We start from the raw sequence: 18,620 nt of genomic DNA on the forward strand, positions 1-18,620 counted from the left end.
TCAAGAAAGTTGCAAGAAATTTCTCTTATAAAAGGGACATTTTATGAATTTGTCTATTTTAAAGAAACGTACTACTTATTTACTTGGTAAAGTGGCAATAAAGTCATTGATCATCCAAGAATAACTCTCTTCAGGAGACACAGTTGCTTCCTTTGTGAAATAGCCTAAAAATCGTAAAGACAAATAGCCATGGATGATACTTCGCAATTCTCTGCTGCGATGCGTTTTTTCTTTTCGGGTCAAGTCAAAGGCATCAAATAATTGTAGAATGATCTGGTTCGTTTCATAGATTCCTTCTAACAAAATCTCCTCATTGGTGTGAGGGACACTGATCAGTAACTCGTAAACGGCCTGGTTCGCAAAGGCAAAAGACTGATAGACTTGTGCATAGACACGCAGCGCCTCTGCTCCGCTTTTTCCAACCAAAGAACGACGCAACGCATCGTTTAACTCTTGTAATAATTTTGCAGTTAATGCGGTCTTTACATCACGCATATTTTTAAAATGATTATAGAGGGAAGGAGACTTGACGTCTAGCGCCTTAGCCAGGTGTTGAAAAGTGACTTGTTGAACATCCATCTCTTCCGCTAGTCCACGAAAGCAAGCGATGATTTTTTCTTGAGATAGATTTCTTTTTTTCATTTCGTTGTTCCTCTCGTATGTTAACTACTTAACAACTTTAGTTTACCATGAAAAACGAACTTAAAAAAGAGGCTTCCATTGATAAACTACACATTGTAGTTTATAATAAGCGAATGTAAATGAAAATTTTCAGAAAGAAGGACATAACAGTGACCACACGCATCAAAGAAAAATTATTTAGGAAAAGAGAAACTTGGGAACAAAACTTATTTGTCTTATGGTTTGGGACTTTTATGGCAGGAATTGGGTTTAGCTTAGTCATGCCGTTTATGTCACTATACATAGATACGTTAGGTAACTATAGTACGTCGCAATTGAATTTTTGGAGTGGGTTGACCTTTTCTTCTACGTTCTTCGTCACCACATTGATTTCTCCTTGGTGGGGCAAATTAGCCGATCAGAAAGGCAGAAAATTGATGCTCTTGCGTGCTTCCTTAGGGATGGCTGTCGTTATTGCCTTGATGGGTTGTGTGACCAGTGTGTATCAACTCGTTGCACTTCGGTTGTTACAAGGGATCTTTTCTGGTTACATCAGTAATGCTACTGCCCTTGTCGCTACTGGTACGCCGAAAGAAAAAAGTGGTCAAGTCCTAGGAACATTGGCTACTGGTTCCGTCACAGGAACGTTGCTTGGTCCTTTACTTGGGGGGATTTCAGCCTCAGCATTTGGTTATCGTCCAACTTTCTTCATCACAGGAATCATTTTATTTTTCGTCTTTTTATTAAGTCTTTTCTTTGTTCATGAAACATTTGTACCTATTAAAAAGGAAAATATGGCTTCTGCCAAACAAATATTCAAAGAATTGAAATATCCCCATGTCGTGATTGGTATGTTCGTCACAACAATGATTATTCAAGCTTCGAATAATTCTATTAGCCCAATCATTAGTTTATATATTCGTCAATTACTAAATGGACATGGCAGTGTCACGCTGATTAGTGGGATCATTGCTTCGATCCCAGGAATTGCCACATTGATCGCCGCTCCTCGTTTTGGTCGCTTAGGCGATAAAATCGGGAGTGAACGTATTTTAGCCATTGGCTTAGGATTTGCAATTTTAGTTTATATCCCAATGGCCTTTGTGACGAATGTCTGGGAACTGGCTGCGTTGCGTTTTTTGATCGGTATTTCAGATGCTTGTTTGCTTCCAGCTGTCCAAGCTTTGATCACCAAATATTCCCCACATCACGCCGCCGGTCGGATTTTTAGCTACAATCAATCCTTCCAAGCAACTGGGAATGTCGTTGGTCCAATGATTGGTTCGAGCGTTTCAAGCGTGTTTGGTTACCGAGGAGTCTTTCTTTCCACTTCTTTACTTGTTTTAGTGAACTTCTTACTAGTACGTCGTAACACACAAGAAATCCATGACAATGAGCTTGTTGACTCATCAGAAACATCCGATACACCTGTCCTTTCTTCAGACAAACACACACAACCTCATGGACATTGATTGCTTACTAATAGTCAATCTGGATAAACAAGAACTATCGTCATATTCCAGATTGAAGAGACCCCCAAAAGCTCAATTGGCGTTCCATTGCTTTTATTTACATTTGGAAACAAGGAGCAACGATTGATATCGATTTAGATTGATAAAATTTGGAAAATAAAGGACAAGGTGTCAATAATAGGAAAGATAAGTCTAATTTTGATGTTATAAATCAAAATTAGACTTATCTTCTTTTTGAGAAAGGATTATTGTTCCACACTCATAAATTTTATATTTTCTAAGTTATAAATGAATGATCATTTTACATATTACTGTCAATCCAAGCAGTATCATTACCTACTCGAAGATAAAGGTACATTGACTTAGTGAGCCCATTGCTAGACAAGGCACCTTTTACTCCACCATATGCTGAATAACCTGCTTGTTCTTTTTTTCTAAATATCCCACTAGAAATCGGAGACCAAGAGCCAAAACCAGCAAAGTTTACACCATAGATTCTATCAATTTGATCATATCCACCTTGCACACTTGTATAATCAGCTTTAAAAACTAATTCAAACCCAAATGAAAATCCATGAATAGCTGTCCCTTTACAAATAGAATACCCAGATCCGCTAGTCCAACTTCCACCTTCTCTCCAAGTACTACGTTTTTGATTTGTATTTTGAGAGTCTTCAATATCCTTTGCGATATTTTCTATTACACTATTTTTATTGACTATATTTCCCTCTTCATCATAAAATACTGCATCCGTAAAATCTACCTGAATCTTTTCAAATGCGCTTGTCGTTCTGTTATTAGTATAATTTTTTGTTTCAAACACATATTTGCTTATTCTTGAAGTTTTTTGTTCCAAATTATAAACATTATCAAGACTTAATTCTAATGGTTCATTGGCTTGTGATGAAATTATATCTGAAGCATGAACATTAGTAACACCATTAAAACATGTTAAAGCTGTAACACTTAATATTCCTAATCCAACCATCTTCCTAAAAAACATTTGCATTCCTCCTATAGTATATGATATTATTTTCCACAAGGTTATAATAACACTTATTAAAAAATATACAAAGAAAACGCTCTCTTGTAGTAAAATAAAGCTTTTTTATAAAAAGGAGAATAATTAAAATGGGGAATTTAATTATAAAACTCGTGTTATCTTTTAGACTTATTTTTACATTTTTAGTTATTATTTTAGTAGTCCTCTCTATCACTTATATTATAAAAAATTTGAAGAACAAAAAATAAAAAAGAGCGTGTTTGGCAACATCAAAAATAATTATTTTATTCCTAACAAAATTGATAAAAACACACCTTAAATTAAAGAGACCTCCAAAAGATAGACCAAAAAATCTAACGTTTGGAGATCTCTTCAATTTCTCAAGCTTTGTTATTTCCACGTTCTTTTAGATATTCTGAAAGTAAGGCTAACCCTTTTTCTAATGTTTCTTTCCTGCAACAATACCCTAAGCGCGCATGTTGAGGCACCCCATAGGCACTACCTGGGACCAGTAAGACACCAGTTTCTCTCAGAAGATCAATACAAAATTGCTCATCATCTTCTGTTATGTTCAAGCGAATGAATGACGTTGACACGTGATTCGGCAACACTAATTGGACATTTGGTTCATCAGCCAGCCATTTTTCAACGATAGCTAAATTCTCCGAAACGATTTTTTTATTTCGTGCAAGGATCTTTTCTTTATTCCTCAGTGCGTGAACCGCTAATGCATCTGACAAAACACCACCGCTAAGTACTAAATAGGTATGGTATTTTCTTAAACGCTCAATGATTTCTTGATTCGCTGCTACCCAGCCGATGCGTATACCAGGAACAGAATAAGTCTTTGACAATGAATTAGTCGTAATCCCCTTGTCATACAGATCCACGATTGAGACAAAATCTCCCCCTGCTAATGGGGCATACACCTCATCCATCAAAATATACGCATCGACTTTTTCGGCAATTTCGATAATTTCTTCCAATGTTTGGCGATCCAACAATGTACCTGTTGGATTATTGGCACTGTTTAAACAAATCATTTTAGTATTTGGTTGGATCACATCAACTAATTTCACACTATCAAAACGCCATTCCTCTTCTTCTGTGAGTGGTACGAAATCAACAGTTGCACCTAAAGATTTGGGTAAGTCATACAATTGCTGATAGGTTGGCAACATGGAGACCACATGATCTCCTGGTTCAATCAATCCATACAGCGCCAAAAGGTTCGCCCCAGTCGCCCCATTGGTTTGAATAATGTTTTCTGAAGAAAGCGATTGATACAAAGAAGCGACTTCTTTTTTGAAAGTTGCCGTCCCCTCGCTCCACCCATAATCCAACGACGTTTTACTCAAAGATTGAAAAAAATCAGTAACTGTCGTTCCGTCTAACCCAATCAGTTCTTCTAACGTCAGTGCTTCGATGGAACTTTGTGCAAGGTCATATACTGCTTCTTTTTCCCACTTATTCAACCATTCTTCCAGTCCAAAATGTGTGATTTCCATCTTTTTCGCTCCTTTTGCTTTCTTCAATATTTTTGATTCACTACTTTCTATTCGTTGATACTCAAACAAACCAAGAACCATTCGTCTCTCCTAATCCTAGATGCCATGTAAATGAGATAAACGGTCGGTTTCCTTTTTTATTATACTCTCTTTTTAAAAATAACGCTTTCAAATAGATAGAACCGCCTGTTGAAAAAGTCGCCTGACACTGTTTTCTTCAGAAAAAATTATTAGACAAAAATCTGAAAACTCTTTGCTTCAAAAACCTCTTACTGATATTTCAGAAGACACTCTAGCAAAAAAAGCCGAGGAATACCAAAAATAGGCGAAACTATTTTCGGATTCTTCGGCTTATTTCTCAGAACTAAACTTGTCTTAACTCTTTTCTTGTTCTTCTAACAAAAGAAAGTTGTTCAAAGAGCTGTTCGCAAGCAAGATTTACACATATTGCAAGACTTTTTCTTTGTTGTAGGCATGATCAATCAAGCCACCACCAAGGCACTCCATTCCATCATAAAAGACGACAGCTTGACCTGGTGTGATCGCCCGTACAGGTTCATCAAAAATCACTTCGGCACGATCGCCTTCTAATAACCGAACCGTTACCGGCACATCTTGTTGGCGGTAGCGGAATTTAGCTGTACATTTAAATTCCTTTGGCATTGGTTCATTCGTTGTAAAATGGATTTCGCTCGCATCAAGGCTTGTTGCATATAAGGCAGGATGATGAAATCCTTGTCCTACATATAACGTATTCGTTGCAAGATCTTTTCCGACTACAAACCAAGGTTCTTGTGATGCACCGCCACCACCAATCCCTAGGCCTTGTCTTTGACCGATCGTGTAATACATCAATCCAGCATGTTGACCTTTGACTTCTCCATCAAGTGTCACCATATTTCCTTTTTTAGCTGGTAAATAATTACTTAAAAATTGTTTAAAATTCTTTTCGCCTATAAAACAAATCCCAGTGGAATCTTTCTTTTTAGCAGTTGCTAAACCTGCACGTTCCGCAATTTCACGTACTTGTGTTTTTTCCATACCACCTAGTGGGAACATTGTTTTCGCTAATTGTTCTTGTGACAATTGGCTTAAGAAATAAGTTTGATCTTTGTTGTTATCTACACCGCGAAGCATATGTGCTACGCCATTTTCGTCACGCACTACTTGCGCATAATGCCCAGTCGCTACGTATTCAGCACCTAGATCCATCGCATAATCTAAAAATGCTTTAAATTTGATTTCTTTATTACACATCACATCTGGATTAGGTGTCCGTCCTGCTCGGTATTCAGCTAAGAAATATTCAAATACACGATCCCAATATTCTTTTTCAAAATTGACAGAATAATAAGGAATCCCGATTTGTGAAGCAACTTTCGCTACATCCTTATAATCTTCCGTAGCTGTACATACACCATTTTCATCCGTGTCATCCCAGTTTTTCATAAAGATCCCAATGACGTCGTAGCCTTGTTCCTTTAGTAAAAGTGCTGTTACAGATGAGTCGACACCGCCACTCATCCCAACGACAACACGTGTCTTGCTGTTGTCTTTCATGGTATCACCATCATTTCAATTAGATTTTCTGAAATCATCTACGAGTTGAAGGTCGCAACTTTTCAGTGCTTTACATTATACGATATATTTTTGAAAATTTCATCCCTTATTTATCAAAGTATCAGTAGAGCCTTTTAATGACTTTCAAAAAAATTGGAATCGTCTTTTTATCATTTGCTTTTGTTCAGTCGATTGATCATAGTTAAAGACTATCCACATGAAGAAAATAAGCGTAAGGAAAGAATATAAGTAGCAAACAAATAATTGAGGATTAATAGCACCATCTTTGTTAAAAGATATACCTGATACATTAAATAAAATGATTTTTCTTCTTTTCAATTTGTATCATTTTTTTCACCCCCCAAAAAAAAGCCAGCCCAAAATACAGATTAGGTTAAGGAAAATAATGATTCTTTTTAAGAATTTGGATTCAATTTTTGTGGATAAAAACAAGTTAACCCCTCCGATGATCCAACAACTCATCATCACGAATATAAAAAAGACGTAATGATAGTTGTTGATACGTGGAATGAAGTACAAACTAGTCAAAACAATCGGACTAAGTAACAAAAACGATGTTAGCATTGTAGCTTTTTTTAATTTTAATGACGGCATCTTTTTTCTCCTTTGAAATAAAAGTGATGTTTTTTGTTTATTTGTTTTGTAAAAAGTTAAGTAAATAACCTATAATTTCCATAAGTTGCATAAAATTGAAATATGTAAAAAATAGATAGTTGGTAAAAAGTAAGATCCCTCTTATTTTTTGATGGCTAACCTTGGTGGAGCAGTAGAGCCCAATTATTCCAGGTATAATCATACTCATGATTAAAAACAGTCCTTGGGGGCTATTTACTCCATAATAAAAATGCACACATACTAAGCTACTAATTGACCAAAACATAGACAAACCTAGACATATTAAATAAAATTTTTTATTCACTTTTTTCCTCCTTTCATCCGCTATGACAATAAAGCCAAATCCAACCATAGATACAAATAAGATTAAGTATAATCACTAATCTTTTTAATCCTTGAGAAGCAATACTTTCAAAAAAAGCAAGCTCCCTCTACTACATCTCCAACAAGAAACAATCGATCGCATAAGAAAATCAACGTTGTATCTTGTACAATAAGCATAATAAAACCAAGGGATATTCCTAAAAAATATAGCCTTCTATTAATAAATAAATTGCTTAAAGTAGGTGGTGAAGAACTAATTACTACCTGTTAGCCAATTAATTTTTTGCTTTTCCCCCACTCCTAACTTATTCCTTATAGCCAAAAAATTTCGTTAATCAAAAGAACCACGTGAAAATAAGTAGCAAAGAAGTAACTAATGCCTACTAATACCCACTTAATTTTTCCATCCTCGAGTTGTGCGGAAAGAATAAGTCCAATCAAGCCAAAGTAAGTCAGTAAAATCAACGCCCCAATTATCTCCCAAGAAAAATGTCCAGCTAATAAGTAATTCCCCCAAATAAAACAGGCAAGTGAAAATAGCAATGGTAAACTAACTATAACCATTTTTCCCCATTTTTTTTGTGAACTAAAAAATAGCATCGTTGATACAAATAAATAGCACAATCCTACCATAATTATTAACCAACCAGAGGGTTCAAAAATAAAAAGTCCTAAAACGATAAAAATGGCAAGTCCATGGACACAAAGAAAATGGACAATCACGACGAATCCTCTTAAGAACTTAGACCGGCTACCTCTCGAAAAAATCAAGCTGACTCCACTCAACACGCAACAAGAATAATAGGATAAGAGCAACCACGCTGCTTGTTCCTTTATAACGAATGGCACAACACCTAAAGCGATACAACTACCTAACACCCCCAACGAAACAATCGTACAGGTTTTACTATTTTTTGAAATCATCCACACAGCTCCTTTTTTATAGACTGGATCTAATTTCAATAGAAACATTTCTCTCACCGTTCATTGCTTGGTTCTTACTCATTTAAGTTCGTTTGCTCTTATTTTTACGCTCATTGCCAAAAAAATTTCACAAAGGTATTGAAAACGACAAGTATTTGCAAATGGGTAGCAAAAAAAAATAATTGATCCCTAATAAGAACCATCGCCAACGTGTCTGTCGGATCTTCATTGATAAGTAAATTCCTGTAATACCAAGAATAATCATCAATAATTCTAAAAATAACCCTTCGATATCTAAGTAAAAATCATAAATATAGTACAGCGTTAGGAAACAACTAATCGATAGAATCATAGCAAGACATAGCCCTTTATGGTCAACTATTTTTTTCATCTTTTCTCCTTCAATAATTTTAAAAATGCCAAACCGATTCAATTAAATCTTCGCCAAATATCAAACCAATTATCAAGCCAGCTATACAGCCAATTATAGAGACTGATAAAATTTAGAAGGATCACTACTATTTTTAGATAATTAGATTTGATCTTGGTAGCAAAGAAAAGGCTAGCGCCACCTAATAACCAACACGTAATCCTCACTAACAATAGAAAATTAAGCTCATCTGTTTGGATATAGCCAACATAAGCAACACTAAAAGATAACGCTAACAAAACAAATGAAATGATGGTACAGGTTTTACTTTTTAATGGGATCATTTTCTTCTCTCCTTTTCATTCTTCAAACACATTTTTTAGTATTTTTAATAAGAATACCCATCTCTCCTAAACACTTGCCTTTGTCAAATACCTGATAGTTATAGACCAAAAATCCAAACGACGATATGGAAATAGGTTGCAAAAAAATAATTGATCCCTAAGAGAACCCACTTGACTTTTCTATTCTCGTTCTTGAGGTTCGCCGCAAGAATAAGACCAACCAACCCAGACAAACTTAGTAAAATCAAAAATCCAAGCGTACGCAAATAATCCCCAGAGGTAAGGTAACTGTAGTGGACCCTGATAAAAAAGCCAGCTGACAAGATCATTGGTAATCCTAAACAAATGATCGCTACTCGTTTCTGATCTTTTGTTTTCAGTAACCAGATAGATAGTAGCAAATAAGCAATTAGCGCAATAAGCCAATCAAATCTTGCAATACTAACAAAGCCGATAAAAATAAATACGACTCCAAAAACACAAGCAAAATGAATGAAAGCTGCCCATCTTTTTAAAAGTTTTAAATGCACACCAGTAGAAAAAAGTAAACTTAGTCCACTGAGTAAACAACAAAGATAATAGATGAACACTAGATTGATCTCTATAAAAAGTCCGACTGACAAAGCCATTGGCAATCCCAAACAAATGATCGCCTCGCGTTTCTGATCCTTTTTTTTCAGTAGCCAAATTGTTAGTAGCAAATAGGCAATTAAATCATATCTTTGAATGCCAATAAAACCGATAAAAATATATAAAACCCAATAAAGACAGCCAAAATGAACGATAGCTGTCCATTTTTTTAAAGGGGTGGCATACACTCCGGTAGAAAACAACAAACTAAGTCCACTGAGTAAAAAGCAAAGACAATAGATGAACACTAAACTTACTTCTGAAAGGTTGTGAAAAGATTTCACAATTATCCCAACAGAGCCCCTCATTACCAATAATGTACCTAGAAAAATGCTACAGACGAAGAAAATCATAGAATACTTCGTACAGGTCTTACTTGTTAGCGACAACATCCATACTACTCCTTTCTAACAAAAAACCTTTTTATATTCTAACAAGCTACTTTCCTTTCCAGTAATCGATATGTATGTAAGACGTCTCAATGAAGAAAGATGTAGATATGGTAATAAGTTGCAAATAAATAATTAATACCCAAAAGTACCCACTTGGCTTTTCCCTTATCGAGTTGCGTTGAAAGAATCAGACCACTTAAACCTGATAAATGAAGAATGACTATGTATCCAATGGTGTCCCATGACCATTCCCCCCCATAAAGGATTAGTTCGTAATTGAGCTTGATAAAAAAGCCAATTGAAATAATCATCGGTATCCCGAAGAAAGTGATTGCTAGCCATTTCTGCTTGCTTGCTGTCAGTAAAACGATAGCTAGGAACAAATAAAGAATGATAAAAAAAAGTAGATGGAAAAGAAAAGCAAAAATAAAGAGAGAAAACCAATAAACACTACTAAAATGGACAATCGCCGCTGTCCGTTTTAAAATTTTTGAATGCGCACCTGTAGAAAAAATCAAACTGAGCCCACTGAGCAAACAGCTAAGATAATAGAAAATCATCAGACTTCCTTCTGGAAGATCACTTAACGGAATAAATCCATAAACTTTACCAAGCAAACCAACAATCATCAACATCATTAAGAAAAAACTACCGATTAAGAAATTTCTTGAAACCTTTATACACGTTTTACTGTCTAGCGATAGCATTTGTACCACTCCTTTTTTATTTTCCTAACTAATTTTTTAAAAATGTAGCAAAAAATAAACCGACCAATCCTGACACCATGATAAGAAAGAACGGAACCAAAGTTTTAAGAACAAGATAATACATGTAAAGCGCTGTCACATACCTAAGAGACACCGCCATGGATAGCACCAAACCAACTAGATAAGCCTTCATTCTCATCTTCTCCTTTTATATTAATGAACAAAGTAAAATAGAATTATCATAATCTGTGAAAAAAAAATTTATTAAAAAAACTACCCTGTTACCATTTTTTCTAGAAATAATCGATTACAAAATCTAGATTCAGCAAAAAGGTTAAACTTTTTTATTTAAAAAATGTTATCTTAAATTAAATAAAACCTAAAATTTAATAACAAATAATCATTATACGCATTAACTAGGTTATATTCTTTTTTATTCCCCCTTCTATAAAACCCTAAATAAAAGCTACAAAAACAACAAAAAAACTCCGTCATTATCATAAAAACAAAATAACAACGCTTACAATCTTATTTTAATTTATTCCATTCTAGCTGTTATGTCTCGTATTTCACGTCAATAAAAAACATAACTAACGAGCGTTTATAGATGCTAAATTATTTTTTATATGTTATTATTTTATCATAAAAATTAGGAGGAATACCCGTGAAATTTAAATTATTTTTTATTGTCACCTTTTTATGGACACTTTTGTTTGCTGTTCCTGTCACCAATGCCCATGGAGATATCACAACTGATGAACAACTGACTGAATACTATGATTTTTTCAAAAATGAATACGCTTCCTTCGATCAAACCTTTGAAGAATTCACCGCTAATTATTATCAGCAAACCACCTTGAAAGATACCTTGTCAGACGAAGACCAATTAAAAGAGTATCTGCAATCCGTCAACGACCAATATTTACCAGCAGAAGCAGAACGTTTAGCAAAAATCGCTCCGTTGTGGTCCTTTAATATCGGCAATTCATTAGACAATATTACTTTTGAAGAAAAGCCGACTTACGGAACCTATGATTTATTGAATACCGTGCAACCAGGGGACATTATTTTTGAGGAAAATCGGGCTGAAATCCTACCAACTCTCTACTTTCTTCATCATGTGATGATTGTCGAAGGAATTTATGAAGAAACCCATATGATTAATGGGAAAGCAGAAACTTTCCGATATATTCGGACTATCGAAGCAACTAATAAAAGTAAGGGCCTTCCAGATAAGGCAGGAGGAGTGGTCTATGGAGTATTAGATGATCAACGATTTGATTATACTGAAGCAACGATTTTACGAGTCCCGGAAGCTACCACTCTACAGAAAAAAGCGGCAATTACATTTATGCGTGATCAACTAGGAAAGCCGTATCATTTAGGATTAGATACAATTAACCGAGATCGAACATCGAATAGAGAAGACTGGTATTGCTCTATGTTAGTCTGGGCTGCTTATATGAATGCTACACCTGATGGACGAATCGATGAAATAACTGATGAAAATGATAGTCGGTTTCAAGGAATCGATCTAGAAGCTAAAAATATACTGGAATCAGATATCGTTTCTCCCAATGAAATAAAACACTCGGATAAAGTGAAAGAAACCAGCCCTTCCTTTGTAGATTATCAATATTACTTGCAAAATATTATCAGTTCACCAATTGGAGTATCTGGTAGCGAACTGGCCGATTTTACTTTTAGTGAAACTTCTAACATGCACAACCTAAGAAATGACTATTACTTCATCGCCATCGACCAAAACACCCATAAACCTTACCGGAGCACGGAATTGACTTTAGGTCGTAATGTTTTTGGGAAAGTGGTGGCGCAATTAAATGCTTTTGCCAACTTCCAGTTAACTAAAGAAGCCGAACAAAAATATGCAGATCCCAAAATCCCTGTGATTCCCAAAATGGTCACTCCAGAAGACAGGGCGAACTACGTCATGAATTGGATCAACGTTTATACCGAATGTTCCTTTGAGGTCGTCTATTCTTCAGATATCACGACCGATTTTAATCACTTAAGTTACAATCCTAGTTATACGAAAATCGCCGAAAAAGCTCATCCGATCCATAGTTATCAAGTCAATCAAATCATTCATACGCCACCGGCTTTTACTCAACAACGGTTTGATTATACGGATAACTTGTCGATCTATGAACTTTATGAATTGAGCAACCCTAATCCCTTAAATGCCGATGTTTCTCATAATAAAATGGCGGGTGGCTGGTATTATTTCTACAACAATTTTTACGCCTTAGTCAAACTAGAAAATGGCACCTATCGTTATGCGACGTATCTGCGATTCCATGGTTCTTTTTCAACTGCCGTCGCTTACCGAAATGGCTATGGTCTGAATTATGATTACCATATGACCGCAGAAGCTAAAGAAAAATACGGCAAATATTACAACAATATCATCAAGAACCAAACAGTTGATTACGGGATCGATTGGTTGAATCAACATACGACAGAAAAAACTTTGATCGTTTATTCAAAAGATATCGCGCAAGACGTGAGCAAACTAAATCAAGGTACCGCAACAGTCTCTAAAGGGTATAATGACAATGGTCAATATGTCTATTGCATTTTATAAGGACTAGACTGAACAAAAAAATCACTATCCATCATATGATTAAAAATCCTCTTAAGGTCGCTTTAACAGCGAACTTAAGAGGATTATTTTTTCTAGACTAGCAGAAATGTTTTACGTTCTTATTTTTGTTGAAGACGTGCTAATTCTTGTTGTTTGGCTTCGTAAATTTCTTCAATGTCATCTTCTGATAATGGGGTGCCAAAGGGTTGTTGCACTTTCAACAGTTCTCTTTCTGGCGCATCTACACCGACATTCACATCATTACCGATCGGTACACTATAATGATGGATATGTCCATGAAGATTACGGATACTATCGTTTGATCCCAACAACATTGGATAATGAGTCAAATAGTATTGCTGATGATTGAATTTGATGATAGTTCCGACATCATAAAAATAAAATTTTTTTGAACCGGTCTTATTTCCTGGATCATGTTTTTCTAAATATCTGAAAAAAGCACGACTGTCATGGTTCCCCTTGATCAAATGGATTGTCCCATTGAGTTGTTGCACCAACTCCAGTATGTCTTGGCCACCTTTTTCATATTGTGGGTGCATCGCCAGATCGCCTAAGTGATACACGTGATCGGTTTCTTTGACAACTTTATTCCAACTATCTATTAGTTGCTGATTCATTTCTTCCACACTAGCAAATAAACGAGGGGCAAAATCATTTTTGCCTAACAAGTTTTTATGAAAAAAGTGCATATCACTAATAAAAAAATTCATACTGATCCCTTCTTACTTCCTTTTCTTTTAGGGTAAACAACATCAAAGAATTAAACAAATGTTAGCTCTTTTTCTAGCAAAAGTGATTGTCTGTTTAACTAAAAAGCGGTTATTCATTGTTCCCATTGCCTATTGTGTACAATGCTAGAAAAAAGTAATCACAAGTAAATCATGGTAAACTTAAGGAAAAACAGGAGGTATTGATTATGCCTATCAGCTTTCATACTACTCTGACTCCTTCAGCAATCGAGATTACGTTACCAAATGAACATGGGAAGATGACTATCACAAAAGAAAAACCAGCTCTACCTGATCATTCACTTTATCTATTTTTCAAAAACAAACAATGTATCGCAATCGGTCAAACCGTGGCACCTAAAAGTTGGGATCACATCGTATTGGTTCAACTTCCTTGGGATCTTGAAGCCAGTCATCTAAGCTACCTACTTCAAGAACAGGCAGAATCAACGGGATTGACAGTAGAAATCGATGATTCCGCAAAAGAAACGATCCCTCAAGTACAAGTCAAAAAGTTAGCGGAACCAGTCGAAGAAATCACAAAAATCTTGGCAGTATTTGGTTACTCTTTAGAAAAAAGCAGTCCTCAAAAGAAAAAGCCGGCAAAAGCAAGACATCGTTGGACAAAGGAAGTTAGTGAGATCCCTTTTACCGTTAATTTTAGAAACAGTCAGGCAACACTTTATTGGATCAGTCGAAATGAACTATTGATCAAAAAGGGGGCTATACTATTAGCGGAAGCTCCTTTAAATAAAGACGGTTCCGTCAGTTATGCGGCAAAATATGGGGATAAATTACGTGATGATTATAAAGATAGCATTGTAGGAAATAAAACAATCAAAGATATTATCGTCAAAAGCGTCAATGAAGCAAGTCTGTTACTCTACTTCGGTGGAACAAACAGCTGGTTAGAAATCATTGATGAAAATGGTAAATCCTTAGATGAGTGGACAAAAGTAGAATAGAGGAATGGTTATTCTCTAGCGATTGTCCCGTTTCAATAGATAGTAAAAAAGCAAAGAAATCAGCTTTACTAGCTGTTCTCTTTGCTTTTTTTACTGGCAACAATGATAGATACGTTAGACTTCCTTAGACTTTTTCAAATAATCCTCGGCTGATCATACCATCCATCAAAAAATAAAATTTATCTTGACTCATTTTTTGTCGGTCGTCTTTAAAAATATTGACTGCTTTCAATCCGTTAGCTGTCGTAATAGACATTTTTAGTGTTTGGATATCCTTTGAAACAGTGATTTTTAGTTTAAACCCTTCTTTGCTTTGTGGGGTTGCATCTAGCGGACGGATCAACTGATAGTTGCCGCCATTTGTTTCGGTAAACCCATTGTCTCTCAATGTATAACGTTTTGCATCTGGATGTAAACGATAACTTGTTTTTGCTCCTAAAACTGTGGCTGTTTTTTCAAATGCCATGATTTTCACCTCGGTAAATTGATTTCTACTTTTATTATAAAAGTTTCTTGCATCATTTACTAGGTTTTTTCCAACTTAGATTGATTGGATCAATACATCAAGAAAACGTTGGACTTCTTCTTTGGTATTACCGTAACCAAAACTGATTCGTATGGATTCTTTAAGGATTGGTGTATCTTTCCCATACATTGCCTCCAGCACATGCGAAGGTTCGATATTACCAGCTGTACATGCTGACCCAGTAGATATCGCAATCCCATTAAGATCCAACTTCATCAAAAGTAAGTCATTCGCAACACCAAGTAATCGAAGGTTTAACACATGTGGTAATTTGTTGTTTAAATCACCATTGACTTGATAAGAAATTCCTTCTTTTTCCAAGGTATTCAAAATCAATTCTTGGAATCCAGCATATTTTTCACTTCGAGCTTCACGTTCTTCAGCGGTTAGAAGCTTGACCGCTTGCGCCATTCCCCAGATACCTGCGAGATTTTCAGTACCTGCTCGCCGCTTTTCTTCCTGTTCTCCACCTAAAAGTAGTGAAGGAATATTTATGCCATCTTTTTTATATAAAAATCCTACGCCTTTTGGTCCATTGATTTTATGGGCAGAGATGCTAAGTAAATCAACACCTAACTCCCTTGGATGAATCGTCTGATTCCCATAAGCTTGAACCGCATCGGTATGAAAATAAGCAGGGTGTTCCCGCAACCGTTCGCCGATTTCTTTGATTGGCATCAAATTCCCGATTTCATTATTCCCAAACATGATCGAGACTAAAATCGTTTCATCACTTAATGCTTCATCAAAGTCAGTTAGTGAAATATTGCCTTTTTCATCTACTGGTAAATACGTGACTTCAAAGCCTTGTGTTTCCAGATATTTCATTGTATTCAAGACAGCAGGATGTTCGATAGCGGTAGTGATCAAATGATTCCCGTCTTTTTTTCGTGAAAAAGCCGTTTCAAGGATCGCTGTATTATCGCCTTCTGTCCCTCCACTATTAAAAATGATTTCATGATCATTGACTTGTAAACTATCAGCAATAAGTTGTCTTGCTGTTTCTAACTTTTCATGGGCAATTCGGCCGAAGCCATGGATACTCGAAGGATTCCCAAAGGTTTCTTGCATCATTGTGGTCATTTCTTGAATGACGTAGGGATGCATGGGCGTCGTCGCTGCATGATCCAAATAGATTTTTTCCAACTTCTTTCATCCCTTCCAAATAGAACTAGGCACATTCTAGCATAAAATAAGCAAGTTACCAAAGAAACAATCACTAAACCAGGATAGTTTCCCAACTTTTAGAAAAAAATTCGTTCCACAATTCGTGCTACCACGATTGTCGAACGAATTTTATTTCATCACATAACAAAAAATGATTAATCAAATACTTTTTCTTCTAGACGGAACAATGGACTCATTGGTGTATTTTCATGAATTCGTTTAACCGCTTCTCCCATCAACTCTGAACAAGTAACAATCGTTAAATTGTTAGGATGACGTTCTTCTTGAGTAAATACAGAATCAGTGATGCAGATATCTTTAATCGGTGCATCATCTAAAATTTGTTTTGCAGGAATAGACAACAAGCCGTGTGAAGCACAAGCATAAACCTCTTTTGCTCCGTTTTCTTTCAAAACATTAGCAGCTCGAGCAAGCGTTGCACCAGTATTCAAGATGTCATCGACCATGATACATGTTTTTCCCTGGACATCGCCAATCACATATCCACTATTTTCATCTGCATCATCGGCGTGATCCACGATCGCCAATGTACTATTCAAATATTCAGAAAGACTTCTTGCACGTTGGACACCACTATTTTTTGGTGAAACGACAACAATATCGTCACCTGTTAAACCAAGTTCTCGGTAATAGTGAGCAAACAATGGCATTGTGAATAAGTTATCTACAGGGATATCAAAGAATCCTTGGACTTGAACTGTATGCAAATCCAATGTCAGCACACGAGTTGCGCCAGCTTCTTGGATCAAATTAGCAATCAATTTAGCTGTGATCGGTTCATGTGGTTTTGCTGTACGGTCTTGTCTGGCATAACCGTAATAAGGTAACACAACATTGATTGTTTTTGCACTGGCACGTTTCATCGCATCGATCATGATCAATAATTCCATATAATAATCATTAACTGGCTGATTGGTTGATTGCACGATATAAACATGATCCCCACGAATACTTTCTTCGATATTGATCGAGATCTCTCCATCACTAAATTGTTTTACGACACTTTTTCCTAGCTCCGTTCCAAACACCTTGGCAATTTTTTCTGCCAGTGGTCGATTTCCATTCAAGCTAAAGATTTTCAATGTGTCATCCTGATACTTTTTACTCATGTTGTCCTCCCTATTGTTCTCTCTTCTTCGATAGTTTAACATATTTTTTCCATTTTTTCTGGTAATTTCTGTAAATAATTTTTAAGGCAGCGAAACAGTTCCATTACACCAACTAGCAGGAATCAATTGATCCGTGTTGCCCCAGTTGTCATGAACTTTGTAAAAGCGTTCTCCAGAAGAGGATTGATAATATGCATATGCAGTGACCCAATGATTGCCATAGGTGCTCCCTAATACTTTCAACACCCCTAAGATCACAGGTTTTCCTTGGCGAATCCGTTTAGTCGCTCGCTGCCAAGAACCAAGCATCGTACTTCTAGCAGACACTCGATTTCCTGTATGTTTTAAAAACTTCGTGATACCATGACTGACTTGACCGGGAACCGTCGGAAGTCCTAGCGGCTGGATCGCTTGGCGTAATGCTTCACTTAGTTGCGCATGGTCTTTCGTTCCTTTTTCACGTAACGTTGGAGAGAAAAACAATTCGTTTTGAAAATCTTGGTAATAAGCAATAAGGACAGTTGCAGCATAGGTCCCACAAAGATAGCCAGACGGTGTCCGCCAATTTTTATAGTTTAAAAACCGTTGTTCAGGCAATCCCACCCAACAATCCAAAAGTTCTTGTCCGTTTTCCTTTGGCGCAATCAAAGCTTTTTCACGATTATCTGCAAGCCAACGAGAAATATTGGTGACTTCTGCTTCAGTCATCGGTACGAGTTGATAAGCTTTTCTTGCATCTGGGTAGGAGTGGCTCGCAGGACCGTATTCTATTGGTTGTTTGTTTTGATCTAGAATGACATAACTACCATCTTCAAAAATTAAAGCGTAACCCTTTTCTTCATCCTTCATCGCCAACTGTTCCACAGCGCTTAACCGTTTCTTGATACCATCTAGATTCCATTCGATTGATTGTTCAAATACAGTTTTCAAGAACGAATCACCTCCGTCTTTTTTATTATAAGTGAAATAAGGAGAAAAACAAATCAG

Annotated in this window: 17 protein-coding genes; 3 read left to right on the top strand and 14 right to left on the bottom strand. The window is 36.1% G+C overall.

All coding sequences use genetic code 11. The features are described from left to right. Positions 1-75 precede the first annotated feature (75 nt). Entirely contained in the window at positions 76-642 is a 567-nt protein-coding gene (locus IGK81_RS10655; protein ID WP_034700638.1) for a TetR/AcrR family transcriptional regulator, read from the bottom strand. A 149-nt stretch (positions 643-791) separates the two neighbouring features. On the opposite strand from IGK81_RS10655, the gene IGK81_RS10660 reads away from it, so the two are divergent. After that, a complete protein-coding gene (locus IGK81_RS10660; protein WP_010737145.1) occupies positions 792-2,093 on the top strand; it encodes a multidrug efflux MFS transporter in 1,302 nt (433 codons plus the stop codon). A gap of 301 nt (positions 2,094-2,394) precedes the next feature. Here IGK81_RS10660 and IGK81_RS10665 read toward each other — a convergent pair whose 3' ends face one another. The 8 genes from IGK81_RS10665 to IGK81_RS10700 all read right to left on the bottom strand — a co-directional run bounded on the left by IGK81_RS10665 (position 2,395) and on the right by IGK81_RS10700 (position 10,491). After that, positions 2,395-3,096: a hypothetical protein gene (locus tag IGK81_RS10665; RefSeq protein WP_431393463.1), complete on the bottom strand. Its 702-nt coding sequence runs from the start codon at positions 3,094-3,096 to the stop codon at positions 2,395-2,397. A gap of 380 nt (positions 3,097-3,476) precedes the next feature. Next, entirely contained in the window at positions 3,477-4,604 is a 1,128-nt protein-coding gene (locus IGK81_RS10670) for an aminotransferase (protein WP_034700652.1), read from the bottom strand. A 438-nt stretch (positions 4,605-5,042) separates the two neighbouring features. Beyond that, entirely contained in the window at positions 5,043-6,164 is a 1,122-nt protein-coding gene (gene mnmA, locus IGK81_RS10675) for a tRNA 2-thiouridine(34) synthase MnmA (RefSeq protein ID WP_010720804.1), read from the bottom strand. 1,272 nt (positions 6,165-7,436) lie between these two features. Beyond that, positions 7,437-8,048: a hypothetical protein gene (locus tag IGK81_RS10680; protein ID WP_141639402.1), complete on the bottom strand. Its 612-nt coding sequence runs from the start codon at positions 8,046-8,048 to the stop codon at positions 7,437-7,439. Between the two features lie 127 nt (positions 8,049-8,175). Next, positions 8,176-8,439, bottom strand: a complete 264-nt coding sequence (locus tag IGK81_RS10685; RefSeq protein WP_051641786.1) for a hypothetical protein — start codon at positions 8,437-8,439, stop codon at positions 8,176-8,178. A gap of 38 nt (positions 8,440-8,477) precedes the next feature. Beyond that, on the bottom strand, positions 8,478-8,762 hold the full coding sequence (locus tag IGK81_RS10690; RefSeq protein WP_010720808.1) for a hypothetical protein: 285 nt from the start codon (positions 8,760-8,762) through the stop codon (positions 8,478-8,480). Positions 8,763-8,860: 98 nt separating this feature from the next. Continuing rightward, on the bottom strand, positions 8,861-9,640 hold the full coding sequence (locus IGK81_RS10695) for a hypothetical protein (RefSeq protein ID WP_232622383.1): 780 nt from the start codon (positions 9,638-9,640) through the stop codon (positions 8,861-8,863). 230 nt (positions 9,641-9,870) lie between these two features. Then, positions 9,871-10,491: a hypothetical protein gene (locus IGK81_RS10700; protein WP_034700642.1), complete on the bottom strand. Its 621-nt coding sequence runs from the start codon at positions 10,489-10,491 to the stop codon at positions 9,871-9,873. Between the two features lie 664 nt (positions 10,492-11,155). Between IGK81_RS10700 and IGK81_RS10705 the strand changes: the two genes are divergently transcribed. Then, a complete protein-coding gene (locus IGK81_RS10705; RefSeq protein ID WP_034700643.1) occupies positions 11,156-13,096 on the top strand; it encodes a YiiX/YebB-like N1pC/P60 family cysteine hydrolase in 1,941 nt (646 codons plus the stop codon). Positions 13,097-13,215: 119 nt separating this feature from the next. Here IGK81_RS10705 and IGK81_RS10710 read toward each other — a convergent pair whose 3' ends face one another. Continuing rightward, entirely contained in the window at positions 13,216-13,827 is a 612-nt protein-coding gene (locus IGK81_RS10710) for a metallophosphoesterase (RefSeq protein ID WP_034700644.1), read from the bottom strand. A gap of 206 nt (positions 13,828-14,033) precedes the next feature. On the opposite strand from IGK81_RS10710, the gene IGK81_RS10715 reads away from it, so the two are divergent. Then, positions 14,034-14,810 carry a hypothetical protein gene (locus IGK81_RS10715; protein ID WP_034700645.1) on the top strand — a complete coding sequence of 259 codons (777 nt, stop codon included), beginning with the start codon at positions 14,034-14,036 and terminating at the stop codon, positions 14,808-14,810. A 124-nt stretch (positions 14,811-14,934) separates the two neighbouring features. On the opposite strand, the gene IGK81_RS10720 is transcribed toward IGK81_RS10715, so the two are convergent. The 4 genes from IGK81_RS10720 to IGK81_RS10735 form a co-directional block, all read right to left on the bottom strand. Beyond that, the gene (locus IGK81_RS10720) at positions 14,935-15,276 is read right to left on the bottom strand and encodes a DUF1831 domain-containing protein (protein ID WP_010720816.1); all 342 of its coding nucleotides are present in this window, start codon (positions 15,274-15,276) and stop codon (positions 14,935-14,937) included. A 75-nt stretch (positions 15,277-15,351) separates the two neighbouring features. Then, positions 15,352-16,482: a cysteine desulfurase family protein gene (locus IGK81_RS10725; protein ID WP_034700646.1), complete on the bottom strand. Its 1,131-nt coding sequence runs from the start codon at positions 16,480-16,482 to the stop codon at positions 15,352-15,354. Between the two features lie 176 nt (positions 16,483-16,658). Continuing rightward, entirely contained in the window at positions 16,659-17,633 is a 975-nt protein-coding gene (locus IGK81_RS10730; RefSeq protein ID WP_034700648.1) for a ribose-phosphate diphosphokinase, read from the bottom strand. An 81-nt stretch (positions 17,634-17,714) separates the two neighbouring features. Beyond that, positions 17,715-18,563, bottom strand: a complete 849-nt coding sequence (locus IGK81_RS10735) for a hypothetical protein (RefSeq protein WP_010720819.1) — start codon at positions 18,561-18,563, stop codon at positions 17,715-17,717. Between the last annotated feature and the right edge of the window lie 57 nt (positions 18,564-18,620).

The organism is Enterococcus sp. DIV0703, from assembly GCF_051711065.1.
GTDB lineage: Bacteria > Bacillota > Bacilli > Lactobacillales > Enterococcaceae > Enterococcus_B > Enterococcus_B hirae.